At 59.9% G+C, this 17,617-nt stretch carries 10 protein-coding genes; all 10 read right to left on the minus strand.

Annotated features, from left to right (window positions below):
* Window positions 1–2: 2 nt before the first annotated feature.
* Entirely contained in the window at window positions 3–290 is a 288-nt protein-coding gene (locus tag HY962_13730; GenBank protein ID MBI5647985.1) for a hypothetical protein, read from the minus strand.
* Window positions 287–3,886, minus strand: coding sequence for a CoA activase (locus HY962_13735; protein MBI5647986.1), 3,600 nt, complete (start codon window positions 3,884–3,886; stop codon window positions 287–289). Before HY962_13735 ends, HY962_13730 begins: the two co-directional genes overlap by 4 nt.
* On the minus strand, window positions 3,883–5,682 hold the full coding sequence (locus HY962_13740) for an activator of (R)-2-hydroxyglutaryl-CoA dehydratase (GenBank protein MBI5647987.1): 1,800 nt from the start codon (window positions 5,680–5,682) through the stop codon (window positions 3,883–3,885). Before HY962_13740 ends, HY962_13735 begins: the two co-directional genes overlap by 4 nt.
* A gap of 296 nt (window positions 5,683–5,978) precedes the next feature.
* Complete coding sequence (locus tag HY962_13745) at window positions 5,979–8,918, minus strand: choice-of-anchor D domain-containing protein (protein MBI5647988.1); 2,940 nt, start codon at window positions 8,916–8,918, stop codon at window positions 5,979–5,981.
* A gap of 213 nt (window positions 8,919–9,131) precedes the next feature.
* Complete coding sequence (locus HY962_13750) at window positions 9,132–10,136, minus strand: YihY/virulence factor BrkB family protein (GenBank protein MBI5647989.1); 1,005 nt, start codon at window positions 10,134–10,136, stop codon at window positions 9,132–9,134.
* A gap of 107 nt (window positions 10,137–10,243) precedes the next feature.
* Entirely contained in the window at window positions 10,244–12,475 is a 2,232-nt protein-coding gene (gene purL / locus HY962_13755; GenBank protein ID MBI5647990.1) for a phosphoribosylformylglycinamidine synthase subunit PurL, read from the minus strand.
* A 227-nt stretch (window positions 12,476–12,702) separates the two neighbouring features.
* Window positions 12,703–14,169 carry an SGNH/GDSL hydrolase family protein gene (locus HY962_13760; protein ID MBI5647991.1) on the minus strand — a complete coding sequence of 489 codons (1,467 nt, stop codon included), beginning with the start codon at window positions 14,167–14,169 and terminating at the stop codon, window positions 12,703–12,705.
* Window positions 14,170–14,185: 16 nt separating this feature from the next.
* A complete protein-coding gene (locus tag HY962_13765) occupies window positions 14,186–15,466 on the minus strand; it encodes an outer membrane protein transport protein (protein ID MBI5647992.1) in 1,281 nt (426 codons plus the stop codon).
* Between the two features lie 70 nt (window positions 15,467–15,536).
* Entirely contained in the window at window positions 15,537–16,040 is a 504-nt protein-coding gene (locus HY962_13770; protein MBI5647993.1) for a biotin/lipoyl-binding protein, read from the minus strand.
* Complete coding sequence (gene accC / locus HY962_13775; protein MBI5647994.1) at window positions 16,037–17,596, minus strand: acetyl-CoA carboxylase biotin carboxylase subunit; 1,560 nt, start codon at window positions 17,594–17,596, stop codon at window positions 16,037–16,039. The genes HY962_13770 and accC overlap by 4 nt, the downstream gene beginning before the upstream one ends.
* Window positions 17,597–17,617: the final 21 nt, after the last annotated feature.

Consider the following 17,617-nt stretch of genomic DNA (forward strand, 5'->3'; position numbering starts at 1 on the left):
GATTATTCGACAAGAAGTGTCTGGAGCGTCCGGCGGGCGTCCGCTTCAGAAAGCTGGACTCCGTCGTTCAGTCGCGTTATCATTTCATCGATGGCGGCACGCGCGGCGTCGCGGTCTTTCTCCGCAAAAAAGCCGTCGATAAAATGCTCTCCGGCCATGGCTTGGTTTATTTCGTGTTCACGATTGTGCTCGCCGAGTTCCGTAAAATACACCACGCGGTACACGCGGTTATACCCGCGCTCCCGGTAAATCTCGAACATCACCTTCGATGCGGTGTCGACCCCGTTCATGCCGAAACCTCCTCGGGAAGGCGCAACTGCACCATCTCGTGATGCGCCGTGTCGCCCATTGACAGCGCGTACCGCGAGTGCTCCGCGGAATCGAGCACCGCACGAAGCCGCGACTCGTAGTCGTTCATGCGTTCGTCGACGGTGCGCCGCCTGCGCGCCTCGTCCACCATCATCTCGCGATAGCGCTTCAGGAAGTACCCGATGGTTTCGACGCGGATCTTGATGCTTCCCGTCGGTTTGTTCTCGTCAATGTCCTTGAACGCAAAATACGGCGTGCCGGAGCACTCGACGATTTCCTGCACCAGCGTGTATATGGGCGCGTCGTGTCCGCACTTGAAGCTCGAGAGTTCGAGCGCCACGAGGTTGGGATGCCGTGCCACGAATTTTGCAGCCCACACCTTCCGAGACGTGTTCTCGCTGTACGAATTCTTCCATACGTCGTCGATGTCCATCGGGTGGCGTACACGTCCGGCACGGACATCAGCGCCGAAAACACGCTCGAGAGTCGCGGGGTCAGTAGGCAGCGAATCCTGCGAGAACACCGGATACCCGAGTTTCTGAAACTCGTCGAGTATCTCGTGATTGATGCCGGGGTCGTTGTGATACGGGCGCGCGAGCACCACGATGCCCAGGCGATTCTCGGCCTCGAGCGTGTCGAGTATGCCGCGCGCCTGCGTCTGAAGGCCGCTGTTGAAACGCGCGAGGGCTTCGAGTCCGTGACGCACCGCCTCGGCGTTTTCGTCCTCCCGGAGTTCGAGCATCTCACCGAACTCGCGGTACAATTGATTCGCAAGCAGCGCGGGATCGCGGAGACTGAGAAAGGGATTCACGTACCGGATGCCGTGTTTGGCGAAAAGATCCTCCTCCTTGATGAATGCGGCCTTTGCGGATTCGCTCGTACCCGAGGCGGTCGGACAGGCCTTCGACGCCACCGTGCCGAATAGATCGGTGGGCAATTCATCGATGATCGGAAAAAAGACCCAATTGAGAGGTGTCTTCGCGTGTTTGCGGTAAATCAAGTTGTGGAGGTGCGACAGCGCGACCTTGCTCGGGAAGCAGGGATCGATGCTCCCCCGCTTCGACCCTTCCTTGTACAACTCCTCGGTGGTGAAGTCCGAAAATACGAGATTCGGATGCGGTATTCCGATACTTTCAAAGTAGGCGGAGAAGAAGGGCATAAACGAATACATGTTGAGCACACGCGGCACGCCGATTCTGAGTGCAGCGCGGCGCGCGCGGGTCTCTTCATGCGCGCGTTTCCTGCGTTCTCCGAAAAGACGGCCGGGAACGATTGCGGCCGGTGGCGCCTCGTAGCGGATCCACGCGTCGTGCGCGGCCACCTCGAGGAGATTCGGAAATTGCTTCCGGGTCTCGGAGAGGCCTTTCGCGATGACACGCATGTCGTTGACATCCTCCACTGTCCCCTTCTCGCAGGTGGCGATGATGAGGCGGTTGGCGCCGGCGGCCAGGGGCACCTTCGACACGGCGTCGCGCTTCTGTTCCTCCGCCGTTTCGAAACGCGCGGCGCGGACGGCCTCCGGGCCGGACTTGTACTCGAAGCTGTCGCTGTGCGCCTGTGCCGGTTCACTCGTCTCGACGTCGATGAAAGTGCGCAGGCACTTGTTCTTGCAGAAGTAGCAGCGCGTGTCCTCGTTCCGTGTGCTCGTGTAGCGGATGCGCGCAACTGCGTCGAGTCCGATGAAGCTGGTCTCGAGTCCTCCGCCGTGCAGTCGCGCCGCTTCCACCGCGGCGCCGATCGCTCCGGCTTCACCGGTATGCTCGTGCACGATGATGCGCGGCTCGAGACCCTTCGATGAAAAACGAGAACGGATAAAATCCGTCTGCGCCTTCACCGCGGCAAGGTTGTGCTGCGTGCCGCCCTGCAGCACAAAGGTGCTGCCGAGCTTCGCGAGATTCGGGATCTGCGACACATAGAGCCAGATGTTTTTCGGCAGCACCATCGCGAGACCGGCAAGAATCTCCTCGGGCTGCCAGCCCTGTCGTTGGAAATCGACGATGTCGCTCTGCATAAAGACAGCACAGCCGTACCCGAATTCCGGGGCGACCTCGGCCGAAAAGGCGATGTCGGCGAAGTCCTTGACATCAAATCCGAAACCCTCCGCGGTGCTCTGCAGAAAGTATCCGTTGCCGGCGGAGCATTGTGTATTCAACTTGAAATCCACGACGCGACCGTCTTTGAGGACAATGATTTTGATGTCCTGACCTCCAACATCACAAATCACATCCACATTGTCGTAAAAGTGCAGAGCCGCCTGCGTATGCGCCACGGTTTCCACCAGCGCGACATCACCGCCGATGGTGTTTTTAAGCACGTCCTTGGCGTAGCCGGTGGTTCCGACCCCGAGTATGTCCAGTGTCGCGCCCTGCGAACGGACCATCTCGTGCAGCGCGCCGACGATCTGCATCGTGTCCTCGATCGGATTTCCTTTCGAGAGCTGATAGGCCTTGAAGGCGACGCGTCGGTCCTCGTCTATGAGCACGCCCTTGGTGGACGTGGAACCTCCGTCGATCCCGAGGAAGGCGCGGAAGGTGCTGCCCTTTTCAAGACGCGTCGGTGTAAAGGGCGGGATGCGGTAGGCGGATTTAAAGGCCTCAAGTTCCTCGGTGGAGGTGACAAGGGGCAGACTGCCCTTCTGTTTCTTGAGCTCATGACGGCCGCGCGTGATAAACTCCTCGAGCGCGTGTGTGCCGGGGAATATGGGAATTTCCTCGGCGTTTTCACGGCCGAATTCCACGGCGCCGATAGCCGCGAAATACTGTGCGTTTTCCGGGACCTTGATCAACGACGCGGGATCGACACCTTCCGGGAGAGAGATATCGCGTTCGGCCCAGATGGGAGGGATATTCGCGCGCCAACATTCGACCATGCCGCGGATGAACGTATTCGGACCGCCGAGCAGCAGCACGTCGGGACGCAGGGTGTGTCCCCGCGTCAGCACCGAGAGGTTCTGCTGTACGATCGATTCGAAAAGTGATGCCATGAGTTCGTCCGGTGGCACACCCTGTTTCTGCAGTCCGTTGATATCCGTCTCGGCGAAGACGCCGCATTTGCCCGCGACGGGGTGCAGCTTGACGCCGTTATATCCGAGCGACGAGAGCTCCTCCGCGGGTATGCGGAGTTTGGCGTTGATCTTGTCGATCACCGCGCCGGTGCCTCCGGCGCACTTGTCGTTCATGGACGGGATTTTCTTCTTTCTGCCGGTCTCAGGGTCCTCCTTGAAAATGATGATCTTTGCGTCCTGTCCGCCGAGTTCAACCACGGAACCTGTTTCCGGGTACAGTTTTTCGACGGCGAGTGATACTGCATTCACTTCCTGCACAAACTTTGCGCCAAGAAATGGCGCCAGTGTGCTGCCGCCCGATCCTGTGATATACATTCGGATCTGCGCGTCCGATATTCCGAGGTCGGCCCGTATCCGATCGAGGAATTCGAGCACTTTTTCGGGTTGTTTGGTTTCGTGGCGCTGATAATCGCTCCACAGGATCGCGTCGCTCGCCTCGTCGATCACCACGGCCTTCACCGTGGTGCTGCCGACATCGAGTCCAACGAGATACACCGGTGTGCGCTCAATCATACAGTGCGCTCCTTCCGTGCGGCGCCAATGCGCGGTGCGAACTGCAACAGGAAATTCGGCGCGACTCCGACCACCCCTCGCGTGCGGCGCAGGGGAAGAAACGGATCACTGAAGACGGGGTTGTTTGCAATGGCCGCGCGGGCGTCGTCGAGTGTAAGACCCGTCTGTTCCACCGCCCTCTGCAATTCCGCGCGCGCGGCGGCGCGGGCCTCGCCGAGGACCATCTGCACCCGGCTGTGAGCGTTGATCTCGCCTTCGCCGGATGTTTCGATGGGAAGGTAAATGATGTCCTTGTGATGCGATGTCACCGCTGATTGCACTCCGTCGGACTGCGTGCTGGGCATACATCCGAAGGGTTTGACCGAGAGCACCATGTGGCAGAGCGATTTGTTCGTGTAGTAGATGTTCTTCGCGACTTCGAGATGCCCCTCCCCACCCTCGAGCCGCGTGTTGTAGTAGGGATGCGCGATGCGTTGCATGGCATATTGGTTCGGCAGTTCATGCGGTATGTTGTCGAGGCAGCGACGCAGACGGTTGTATTCGCGCATGTACACCTTCTCCGCGAAAGTGAAAATGGCCACCTTCTTCCACATGGTTCCGAGCCGCTTCACTTTCTGAACCATACGAGCCGTAAGAGGGAGCGTCGGGTCGAGCCCGGAGAATTTTCGGTCGCGCGTCTCCTGTTTCACCTGGTGCAGCAGATAGAGCAGCCAGGTCGAGATGGGTTCCACCATGACCTGGGCGCCTTCCTTCTCGAGGAAGCGGAACATATTAAAATTGCCGTCGCCCTCGGTGGTCTGCGCCCAGAATTCACCGGTCACCTTGACGACGGGGCGCAGGCGGGTGCGGTCGACTTTCACGCCCGCAAAGAGGGCGCGGCACTCGGTCATTCCTTCGAGCAGTTCCCGCCCGAAGAGCTGCGCAAGGAAGCGTCGCGCTGTGGCTCTGGCCGCGGCTTTTGCAGGTCGATGTGCTGAGTCGCCGACGGCGCGCGGAACACTCGCCGCCTTCTGACGCTCCATGACACGCGCCATGATCTCGATCGATTCGTTGAGTGCCGCATCCGTCGCGCCCGGCACAAGCTCGAAAGGCCGCAATTGATACGCCACGTCGTTGAGCACATCGGCGATCATAAACGAATTCAGAATCCCGAGTGTAAAATCGAGATTCATCTCGAGGCCCATATCGCCCGAGGCCTGGTTGAGTCCGCCGGACTGTTCGAGAATAAGCACACGGAATCCATCGAAGCCGGCGTTACGAAGCGCGAGACGGAATTCGGCCTCGTACATCCCGAAGCGGCAGGGACCGCATGCTCCGGCGGTAAAAAACACATGGCGGTCGATAATGTCGCGTCGCGACAATCCGCCGCGTTCGAGGGCGGTAAGATGCTCTATCAGATTCCCGACTGTGAAGTAGGTCGGATTACACTGGCCATTGTTGCCGTACTCCTTTCCTGTCTGGAATGCGCGCACGTTCGGGGTCGCAAGGTATTCGGCCTTGTAGCCGAGTCCGTGCATCATCGCCTGAATGAGTCGTTCGTGTTTCCAGGTGAGTCCGCCAAAAAGCACGGTTGTAAAGGGGCGTTCAGCCCTCGTAAACGGGCGCTCCTCAGGGCGCGCGGCGTGTTGGACGTGTTTATCAGTTATGCCGAGTTCCGACTCGAGCCGCGAACGTTCACGGGCCACGAGGATATCGATGGTTGTGTCCGATACCGGTGTTGTCGCTACCGGCGCATCAATGCCGCTACCCCGGCCGAAGGAATGATCGTGGCCGGGCGTCGGTCTATGTGAACTCATCGTGCGATCCTTTCGTGAAATGGGTTCATCCGGTGTAAAGTGGTTCTCTCACCCCGCCGGCAACGGTCGAAATACCCCGCTGCCGTAATGGTGTGGGCTGTAGGGAAATAGGTACGGGAGAGAGAACTGTATAGACAGAAAAACAGCACATGAGAGCAGGATTGTGTGAAAAGAAAAAATACAAAAAGCGCCGCACTTTCCAACGTGGCCGCGTGTATTCGACCCATTATTGCGGTGGCTGTCATAAACGGAAAACGGGGCCGAAGCCCCGTTTTCCACCAGCGGAAATTCGATCCTCAGCGCTGAACCTGCAACAGGCCAGCGGCTTCGTACTGGCCTGCGCGGAGCACAAAGCGGTAGCTTCCGATGGGCAGCGCTGCCGCATTAAAAGCGGCGGTGTAGCGGCCCGGCGTACGCTCGGCGTCGACGAGCACCGCGACTGTCTGTCCGAGAATATTTTCGATGCGCAATGTCACACGCACCGCCTTATGTATCTCGTACGGAATCGAGGTAGTCGATGAGAACGGATTCGGGTAATTCTGCAGCAGTGTAAAGCCCGACACCGATGCAGGCGGTCCTTCCACTCCGTTAGGATTGCGACCTTCGCCGGTTACGTCCACTTTGTCGGGTGTCGAGGCGCTGTTGCTGGTGTACGAAATGACGCCGTTGATCGTCCCAACGCTTGTGGGCGCAAAACGCAGCGTATCGGGATAGCTGTATCCCGGCGCTATGGTAAACACGGTCGGACGCGCACTGAACGCCGGATTATTGCTTGACACACCAGTGACACGCAATGTGTCGAGCATCTTGTTCTGGATGTAAATCACGGTATCGCGCCACTTCCCTGTTTCGATCGGACCAAAAGCAAGTGCGGACGGTGCGAACACCACGTTTATCTGGCCGTTGGCGGACAGGGTCAGCTTGTCGGGTGTTGTACGCGAGTTGCTGTAGATGGTGAGTTCGCCACTGACGGCACCGAGGCGCACCGGGGAACAGCGCACTTTCATCTTATAGGTCGCCTGGGGCGGAACATTGAACATGGTCACGATGGGAATAAACGCCGCATCGTCGCTGTCGATCGATGTGACACGCAGTGTGTCCGTGCCGTTATTCTTCAGATCGATCGCAGTGTCTTTCCGTGCGCCGACTGCAACATCACCGAAGGCGACACCGGTCGGGGTCATGATGATGTCGACTTCGCCGACGCCGATGCCGGTCATAAACAGAGTGTCCGGTGAACTCGGGGCGTTGCTGAGCAGCACGATGCGCGCGTTCACGTTGCCCGGTGCGCGCGGAGCGTAGCGGATGCGCTGAGTAAGCGTGCGGCCGGGCGCGACGTTCGAGATGCCCGGTGAAATTGTGAAAGCGGCGTTCGAGGAATTCGCGGAGGTGATCTTCAGTGTGTCGAGGCCGGCGTTTGTGAACACGACGTTGGTATCCTTCTGTGTGCTCATGCGCACGTAGCCCATCGAGAAGCGGCGCGCGGGCACGTCGAGCACCGCGGTGCCCGTGCCGGTGCCGGAAACACGGATGGTGTCGGGAGAAGTCCAACTGTCGCTCTGCACAACGACGAAGCCGCTGATCGGTCCCGTGACACTTGGTGTGAAACGAATGGTGTCGTTGAAGGACGTGCCGGAGGCGAGCGATTTTACCGTGGGTCGCGCTGCAAAATCAGGACTGGAGGACGTGATGTTGCTGATGTGCAGCGTGTCACCGCCGGTGTTGGTTATTGCCACCACGCGGTCGCGCTTCGCGCCGACGCCCAGCACGCCGAAGTCCATAGTCTTTGACGAAAGCTGCATTGCCGGCTGCGAACGCGGGAAGGTGCCGTCGCTGAGCAGTTTTGCGGCGTAGATGTGGGCGTTGCTGAAACCGCTGCGGTAATCTTCCCACGCAAAAATCGCGGAACCGTCTGTGGAGGTGACGATCACAGGAGCGGACTGCGTATTCGGAGGTGTGCTGACCGCAACCCCGTTTTCCGCCCACAGGCGATTGCCGCTGGCGTCGAAGCGCTGGGCATAAATATCGCCGTTGATGTTGCCATTCCGCCGGTCCTCCCATGCCACAAAAATGCCGCCGTCGTCGGCCTTGCACACTGTGGGAACGAGCTGACTGTTGGGCGCTGTACAGACGGGCACTCCATTGGCCGTCCATTTTGCGCTGCCATCGGGATTCATGTACTGGACGTAAATATCACTGCTGCTGCCCGCGCGGTAATCTTCCCAGACAATGACGCCGGCGCCTCCGCCCATTCCGATGATGGAGGGATTGTCGGATATTCCGCCGGCGTTGGTGACGGGACCACCGGTCCACATGCCGGTACCGTTTGCATCAATACGCTGTGCATATACGACCTGTCGGTTCGATATCCGGAAATCGGGCCAGGCGGTCACAACACCGTTTAATCCATCGTAGGCGATGTACGGATACCCCTGATTTCCCGCAGCATTACAGAGAGGAAGTCCGGCTCCGGGGAACTTCAAGCCGCCCCCCGCGGTGACACGCTGGATATACAGATCGTACTGCCCGCTCGGCCCACCGCGGAACCACTGCCAGGCAATCCAGCATCCTTTGTCACCGTCCGAGCAGATAGAGGGAGAATACTGGTACATGCCGCTCTGCGGTGTGATCGGCGAGACGTACCCGGCACTCGGCCAGGCCAGCGTGCCGTCGGCATTGACACGAATGAGCATGATCTGATTGTCGAAATTGCCGCCGGCCACGTTGTCCATGAATCCGACAAAACACCCGCCCTGTCCGTCGACGCAGATGACGGGATCGCTCTGCTCCTTGTCGATAAGCACGTTGGGCACAAGATCCACTCCCGAACTCGACCACATCATCGCGCCGTTGGAATCGAGCTGCTGAATGTAAATGTCGTTGTTCTGGAAACGAACGTCCTTCCACACGATAAAGGCGCCGCCCTTCTCATTTGTGCACATCTGCGGCTTGTTCTGCGAACCCACGATGGTGCATACGGGCACGCCGTTCAGGCCCCAGCGGACGTTGCCGTCGGCGTCGATGCGCTGCGCGTAGATGTCGTAGATATTGAGACCGGACCGCTCGTCTTCCCACGTGAAGATGGCGCCGCCCTTCCCGTCGCTGATCGCCTTCACAAGACGTTGGTTGCGCTGTTCGGTGCAGATCGGATTGTTCGCCGCGGGATTTGAAGACCATTGCGCGGCGAGGTTCACCGTGCAGACAAGAAGAATAACAAGCAGGGTACAAAAACGCATGATGGGTACTCCTGAACCAGTGGGTAAGATGGCGAGAGCGAGATGCGGCGTCTCCGGTGAACCGGCATAGACGCGACGTAGAACGAGGAGATTGTTGGTGTGATCGGGGCTTCCGTGATCTGCTGCGCCCTGTGCGGGACGTGGTGTTTCACGAACAAAAATGTAGCACATTTTCGGCTGTGGCGAAAGGCAGAAATTGTGCAAATCCGGATGCTATGAATCCGAGCCCTGCTTCGACTCCGTGTCGGGAAACACAAGATCCGGCATCTCCGACGATGCCATGATGCGCCGGATCCGTTTCTCCTGAAAGAGTTTTTTCAACTGCCGTCTCTCGCGTGCCATCTCCCCTATTTCGGCCGCGACAAGCAGCGTGATGCTGGAGTAGTAAATCCAGATCGCCGTGGCGACAAGCACCGCGTAGGGTCCGTACACACGGCCGATGCTCCACAGATTCGCGAGGTAGTAGCCAAACAGCGCCTTCGCCACGCCCCAGAACACCGCGGCTATGCCGCTCGACAAAAGCACCACCCTCCACGAAATTCTCTGGTCTGGCACCAGAACAAAGACCACACAGAACAGCATAAAATTCAGCAGGCCCGTCGAGACGTGCAGCAACGTGCCCTCGAGAAGCCAGTGCCCAGCCGCGAGCCCGAACCAGGATTCCGCCAGTCCGCGGATGAGCGTCATGCCGTAGCTGAGCGCGGTGATGAGTACCAGCGCGATGCCGACCGTCGACAGCAGGGCGAGATCCTTGAGTTTCGAGACAACAAAATTGCGTGTGTCGCGGATGGCGAAAATGCGGTTGAGCACCACACGCAGTGCGGCAAACAGCGCGCTGGACGTCCATATCAGACCAACGAGTCCGATAATTCCCGCAAGGGAGGATCCGCCCACAAACTCGCGCACGAGCATGATCACGCGTTCGCGGATGTACTCGCGTTCGTAGGGAATCATGTCGAGAGAGTCGAGATACGAGTTAATTGTGGCGAGCGCAGAAGCCGAGTCGAGATACAGGCCAAGGACGTAAAAAATGACCAGGACGAGGGGGATAAAGCAGAGGAAGGAGTTGAAGGCGATTGCCGCCCCGGAAAGGAAGATGTGGTTGTCTTCCATACGCTCCGTGATCCGCACGAGATACATCCACACTTCCCGGATGCCCCGTATCGACGCGATGCGCCGGGCCGTGGCGACTCCCCTTTGCAGGGCCGTGGTCCTCATTGCTTTCACCGAAGTCGTCCGGTGTATGGAGGTGCTTCGTCCATGCCGTCGTGTGCCGAGCGATTCATACTCGAGAGTCGCGGAAAACGGTCACGGAGTGGCATGGTTCAGACCGGATCGGCCAGCCGACGTTCCAGCGAATGCCAGTAGCGGTCCGCCATCTCGCGCACGTCGGCGGACACATCATCGTTGATAAGCAGCGCGGAGCCGCCGACCACGCCGAGTTCCTGGATTTCCACCTCGTGCTCCATCGCGATCTGCACGAGGTCGCGTTTCCGCGCCGGATTGCACGAGACGATGACGCGCGACTGCGCCTCGCCGAAGTAGAGCGCATCGCGACGGAAGGTATCGTACACGCGCACGTGCGCTCCAATCGGGGAAGGTCCCGTCACACAGCATTCCGCGAGTGCCACAGCCAAACCGCCGTCGGAGACATCGTGGGAACTCGACAGAAGACGCGCGCGTATCATCGCGAGCACGGCTTTCTGCACACGCTGTTCCTCCTCGATGTCGAAATGCGGCGCGTCGCCTGCAACGATGCCGTGCACTGCGGCGAGGTATTCGCTGCCGCCGATATCGTTCTGATTCGCTCCGATGAGGAACACCAGATCCCCTTCCGCGCGAAAATGAGCGGTCATCATCGCGTCCACATCCTCGATCAGACCGAGCATACCGATGACGGGCGTGGGATACACGGCACCCGCCGGATCCTCGTTGTAGAAGCTGACATTGCCGCCCGTGACCGGGGTTCCGAAGACGCGGCAGGCCTCGCCCATACCGGCAACCGCCTCGGCGAACATGTAGAACATCTCGGGCTTGTAGGGATTGCCGAAGTTGAGACAGTTCGTGATCGCGAGCGGTTCAGCACCGGTGCATACCACGTTGCGCGCGCTCTCGGCCACGGCGATCATCGCTCCCCTGCGGGGATTGAGGTACACATAGCGGCCGTTGCAGTCGGTTTTCACCGCAATCGCCTTGTTGGTGTCCTTGATCCGTATCACCGCCGCGTCTCCGCCGGGCAACTGCGCCGAATTGGTGCGTACTGAGGTGTCGTACTGCTCGTAGACCCACCGTTTGCTCGCGATGTTGGGTGTTGCGAGCAGTTCCTGAAGGACGGCGGTGAGATCGGTGGGGACCGGAACGGATTCGGGCCGGAAGGCGGCGGTGACATCGAGATATTCAGGCCGTTGTGTCTCGCGATGGTACACCGGCGCGCCGCCGCCGAGAACCATGCTGTGCGCCGGCGCCTGCGCAAGCACGCGCCCCTGATGGCGGATGGTCACGAGTCCGTCGGAGGTGACATGTCCGATGGTCACCGCGTGAAGGTCCCACTTGTCGAAGATTTCGCGCACGCGCGCTTCATTCCCCTTCTTCACCACAACAAGCATGCGCTCCTGCGATTCCGACAGCATGATCTCGTAGGCGCTCATGCCCGTTTCACGCGCGGGGACCAGGTCGAGATCCACATCCATCCCCGCACCGCCCTTGGCCGACATTTCGGTGGACGAGCAGGTGATGCCCGCGGCACCCATGTCCTGAATTCCGATAATCAGATCCTCTTTGATTATTTCGAGCGTCGCTTCGAGCAGCAGCTTTTCGGTGAAAGGATCACCCACCTGTACGGAGGGACGTTTCGACTCCGATTCCTCGGAGATCTCGACCGATGCAAATGTCGCCCCGTGTATGCCGTCGCGGCCCGTGGACGAACCGACTATCATCACCGGATTCCCCTCTCCCGACGCCACCGCCGACGCGACCTGGCCGTGCCGCACGATGCCGACGGCCATGGCGTTGACCAGCGGATTGCCCGTGTACGAGGGATCAAAATAGATTTCCCCCGCGACGGTTGGGACGCCGAAACAGTTGCCGTAATGACCGATGCCGCTGACGACACCACGCAGGAGAAAGCGCACACGGGGGTTGTCGAGAGATCCGAAGCGCAGGGAATCGCAGGCGGCGATTGGCCTCGCGCCCATTGTGAAGACGTCGCGAAGAATGCCCCCCACACCCGTCGCGGCGCCTTGAAAGGGCTCGATGGCGGAGGGGTGATTGTGGCTTTCGATCTTGAAGGCGATCGCGAGACCGTCGCCGATGTCCACAAGACCCGCGTTTTCTTCACCTGCCCCGACCAGGAGCCTGCCGCCGGACCGCGGAAGCGTCTTCAGATGCGCGATCGAGTTTTTATAGCTGCAATGCTCACTCCACATCACACTGTACATGCCGAGCTCCGTGTAGGTCGGCGTGCGTCCGCCGAGGTACTCGAGTATCTGCGCGTATTCGTCATCCGTCAAACCGAGTTCGCGCGCGAGTTCGATTGTGACGTCGATGTCGTGAGACATGGGGGCTCCGGATTTTCTGGATGGGACGGCTGCATGTAAGCCGCTACGGAACTGCAAAATACACTTTTTCGGTGAACGCGGGAGAGGAGAAGCGTAAAGGCGTAAAGAGGTGAAGGCGTGAAGGGGTGAAGACGTAAAGAGGTAAAGGGGTGAGGAAATGGTTCTGTTAAAACGGAGCCCCCGGATCGGTGGAAGATCCGGGGGCTGGATAGACGAGGAAGAAAATGTCAGTTCGAGAACAGACGCACGACGGCATCGAAGGTGCCGGGTGTGGCGCGCAGGCCCGACTTGAGAATGCCTGCCTTGCCCATCGGTACCTGAATACCGGGGATACGCGACATGTCGACGTACGCGATGTTTGCGCCGTACGTCGCGTTGATCACACGAAGGAATTCGTTGGTGATCACGGCATTGCCCTTGGAGGACGGGTGTACCCCATCGAAGCTGAAGGCACCACCGGAGATGAATCCCGCCGTCAGTTTTTCACCTGCGACCGAAATGCCGCCAGACGCGATCTTCACGAGCAGCGCATTTACATCAACGAGAGCTATCGGCATGGGTGGCTTCGGCGTCGAGCTGTTCAGACGGTCGACCGCGGAACGGATCGAGGCGTTAAAGGCCGCGACAGCATTGGCGGCAGTGGTCTGCTCGCTGATGTCGAGCACGAGCGCGTCGGGCCAGGGATTCAGCGGATGCAAGCCGAAGGGTTTTGTCGCGTCGATGTTGAGCGCCGCGAGCTGCTGCGGTGTGATACCCTGCGCTGTCCAGAACGCGCCCGTGACGTCGCCGATGTAGGCGGTGGCGGCCATGCCGGAGAGCGGGATGAGCACGTTGTTTTCACGCATGAGATCGGTGGAATCGCTCGGCAAGCCCGGACCGGTGCGGCCGTGCGCCTGGAAATACAGCTTCAGTGCCATACCAAGCTGCTGCGACTTGCCCTTGAGCGTTTCAGACATCACCGGACCAACCGTGGTGAAGAACGGGATGGAACGGACATCCGGGATATTCGCCACAACGATAGCCGCATTCGGGGCGCCCTGGCGCAGTGCGCTGAGCGCATTGCCATACAGCATGTCGAACGCGGTGGCATTCGTGGGTGCTGCGGGCGAGGTGCCGCCGCTGGTCGCAAAACCGAGCACATCGTTGTTGCCGAGCCAGAAAGTGATCAGCGTCGGATTCAGCTTTAACGCCTGCGCGACGATGGAACTCCCGAACGCAACCTGATCGCGCATGACGATCTGGAAGTACGGATTCTTGCGCGTCACGTACTTGCGGGCGAGGTCCTCAGTGTCGAGCGCGTCGAAAAGTACCGCACCCGGCACACCGAGATTGTTGTACGGTTTCGGATACGTGGAATTGGTCGGCAGCGACGCCGACGGGGTGGAGGTCAGCGCCAGCGGTGTGAACGAGGCGAGACGGATGCGGTTGCCGACACCGTCGCCGGGGCAGAGCGGCTGCTCCATCGTCGTGCCGAGCTGGCTCGCAAGAAGCGCGGGCATGCTGTAACGCTGCGCCGCTTCATACAGGGCGCCGTCCTGATAGCCCGCCGTGATACTATTGCCGATGGCGACAAAGGACGAGGGATTGACGCTGCCGAGCGTGTTCACGCCCGCGGGTGTGATCGAGTCGTCGGAACACCCGGCGCAGAGCACCACGAAGGCGGCAAGTGCAAAAAGAGTCTGTGTGCGTTTCATAATATGCGCCTCCTGATCAGAACCTGTATGTGATATCGAGACCGAAGAGCTGCGCGTTGCCCGTGTATGTTCCATCGAGATACACGCCGTCGGGCGCGCTCGTCGCCGTGGTGGTACGGTTGAGGAACATCAGATTGAGGTACGCGACATCGACAGTGAGGTTCGACCCGAGATTGAATCCCGCGCCGATGTTGAGACCATGACGGTCGGCATCGGGCAGCAGCGGTTCGAGATGCGCGTCGGGCACGGGATTGCTGTCGTAGAAATATCCCGCGCGCAGCTTGAGCCCGAGCAGCGGAAGCGTGTACTCACCGCCGAAACGAATGATGAACGCGTCCTCATAGTTTTTCGGCGAGGTCACGTCGGCCTGCTTGATGACCGGATCGGTGGTGGCGTCGTTCACAAAATCGATCGTGAGTTTGTCGTACGACGACCAGCCGATGCCCTGATAATCGAATTCCAATTCCAGATTCTCCATCGGCATCCACGCGACACCCGCGTACCAGGTGGCGGGAAGATCGATGCCTGTCAACACGTCGCCGCCGGGGAACAGCGCGGCCACGCTGTTCGGGCGGCCGATGAAGGACGCGGTACCCTCGAAGTCGATCGGCGTGTTGGAGCGGTAGGTCAGACCGATGGACACATCGTCCATCGGACGGAACATGAGACCAGCGTTCCAGCTCACGGCTGTCTTGCCGGTGCCTTCGAGTTCCAGTCCCATCTCCGGCGAGAAGTTCGGCACGGCGCGGCGCAGATTCACGTTCGACAGCACGATGTTCGCACCCGCGCCCACGGCGATCATGTCGTTGATGGCGTACGATACGGTCGGTGTGATGTAGAAGGTCTGCAGTTCTATTTCACGGGTGACCGCCTTGCCGATCCAGTCGTCGGCCCAGCGGGTTCCAAGTCCGAACGGAACATTGAGTCCCACTCCCGCGGCGAAGCCCGAGAGCAGTCCGTCGTTCCACGTGTTGGTGATGTAGAGGTTGGGCGGATAGAAGAGTTGCGACTCCATTTCCCACTTGTCATTGCGCTGCAGGTTGCTCGGGCCGTAGAATGTATAGCTCGGCATGATGAGGGTTGCGCCGCCCATCACCTGGAAACCGCGCTGGAACGAAAGACCAGCGGGATTGAAGTAGAGAGCCGAGGCGTCGCTCGCGCGCGCACAGAACGCGCCGCCCTGCGCCATCGCGCGCGCGCCGTGTTCGTTCAGTTGGAAGCCGCCGGCCGATACGGGCAGGCGCGCAATCACCACGCAGGCCGCCACGACGGCGAGTGTCAGAATCGATCGTTTCAAAGCATCCTCCGCTGAGTGAGTGGAATTCGTGCAGTGTATGGGTACGACGTGATGCGCGGACTGACGGATGTCAGGCGATCTCGAGCAGCAGCGCGTTCTTTTCGACGGCGTCACCCGCCTCGACACGCACCGACTTGACAATGCCCGCAGCGGGCGAACGCAGTTCATTCTCCATTTTCATCGCCTCGAGAATAACCATGCCCTGCCCTGCCTCGACGAGCTCGCCCACGCTCACAAGCACACGTGTGATCTTGCCCGGCATCGGAGAACGGAGTGTGGCGGCATGGACTTTTGTGGGTTGTTCTGTTTCGAACTTCTTGAGCAGCAACCGCGCCTCGTCGTCGATCTCGACACGAAACGCGCGGCCGTCGATGAGCACGTTCACAATGCCGTCCTCGCCGTCGGACGGAAGGAGTACGGCCTCGTATGTCGCTGCTCCAACGCGCAGGTTCCACTGCTGCCGGCCCTTTGCCGTCCATTCGACCGGCAGGACATGCCCGTTCACGTGCACACCGTCGTGTTTCTGTTCCACTAAAAACTCGTGTCCACCGGTGCGCGCGCGGGCCTTTTTCATGCGCAATTCCCCCGGGCGCGTGTTTTCCAACGCGATGTGGCCTGTGCAGCCGATGCGGCGGGCACTGACGCAGTCGTGTGCCGCCCCCCGAGCAACGCCGCAGCCAGTGCGGCCGCGCGGCATTCGTCGAGCGTGGGTTCGGCGAGATATTCGGCCCGGTAGGACGTCGCAACAAAGTCGATCTGAAAATCGCCCTTGACGAAGTGCGGATGGTCCATCACAAATCGGCAGAACGGAATCGTGGTCTCGACACCCGCGATGCGGAAATCGTCGAGGGCGCGCTTCATCTTGGCGATGGCGTCGTGCCGGTCCATGCCCCATGCGATGAGTTTGGCGAACATGGGATCGTAGTGAATCGTGATCTCGCTTCCCTCTTCAACACCCGAATCCTCACGAATGCCGAAGCCCTGGCTGGGCCGGTAATTCCGTATCGTTCCCGTCGAGGGGAAGAAGTTGTTTCGCACATCCTCGGCGCAGAGCCGCGCCTCGATGGCGTGGCCGCGGAAACGGATCTGTTCCTGCATCCACGGCAGTCGTTCGCCCTGCGCGACGCGCACCTGCAGGTGCACGAGATCGATTCCCGTCACCATTTCCGTCACAGGGTGCTCGACCTGCAGGCGCGTGTTCATTTCGAGGAAATAGAAATCGCGGTTGGCGTCGACGAGAAATTCGATGGTGCCCGCATTGACGTAGCCACAGGCGGTGCCTGCCATCACCGCGGCTTCACCCATGCGCGCGCGCAGTTCCGGTGTCACAAACGACGAGGGCGATTCTTCGATCACCTTCTGATGACGCCGCTGTATGCTGCACTCACGTTCGCCGAGATGGACGATGTTCCCGTGCGCGTCCGCAAGAATCTGGAATTCGATATGGCGGGGTTTCAGGATGTACTTCTCGAGAAACACGCGGTCGTCGCCGAAGGCCTGCCGCGCCTCGTTTGCTGCCGATTCGAGAGCACGGAGCAGATCGGCGGGCTTCTCGACCACGCGCATCCCCTTGCCCCCGCCTCCCGCGGCGGCCTTGATCAGCACGGGATATCCAATCTGGTCCGCGACCGCGGCTGCTTCGGCAGGATCGCTGATGGCATCCTCCGTACCCGGAACGACGGGCACACCGCGTGCCTTCATGAGCGTGCGGGCCGCCGTCTTGTCGCCCATTGCGCGGATGGCGGACGCTGGCGGACCAATAAAGACAAGCCCTGCGTCCGCTACGGCCTGCGCGAAGTCCGCGTTCTCCGAGAGGAAACCATACCCCGGATGAACTGCGTCGCAGCGCGCCACTCGCGCCACCTCGAGCAGTTTCGCGACGTCGAGATACGACGATCGCGATTCGGCCGGCCCTATATAATACGACTCATCGGCCAGACGCGTGTGCACCGAGGCACGGTCCGCTTCCGAATACACCGCCACACTGCGTATTCCCATTTCGCGGCAGGCGCGAATGATTCGGACGGCGATTTCGCCGCGATTGGCAATAAGAATGGAGCGTATCTTCACAAGAAAGGTACAGTGAGGGGACGGATTTGCAGTTGGATCGACCGAACAACGGGAAAACATAGACAAAGCGGCGTGGAAATG

It is taken from the genome of Ignavibacteriota bacterium (assembly GCA_016218045.1).
Lineage (GTDB): Bacteria > Bacteroidota > Ignavibacteria > SZUA-365 > SZUA-365 > JACRFB01.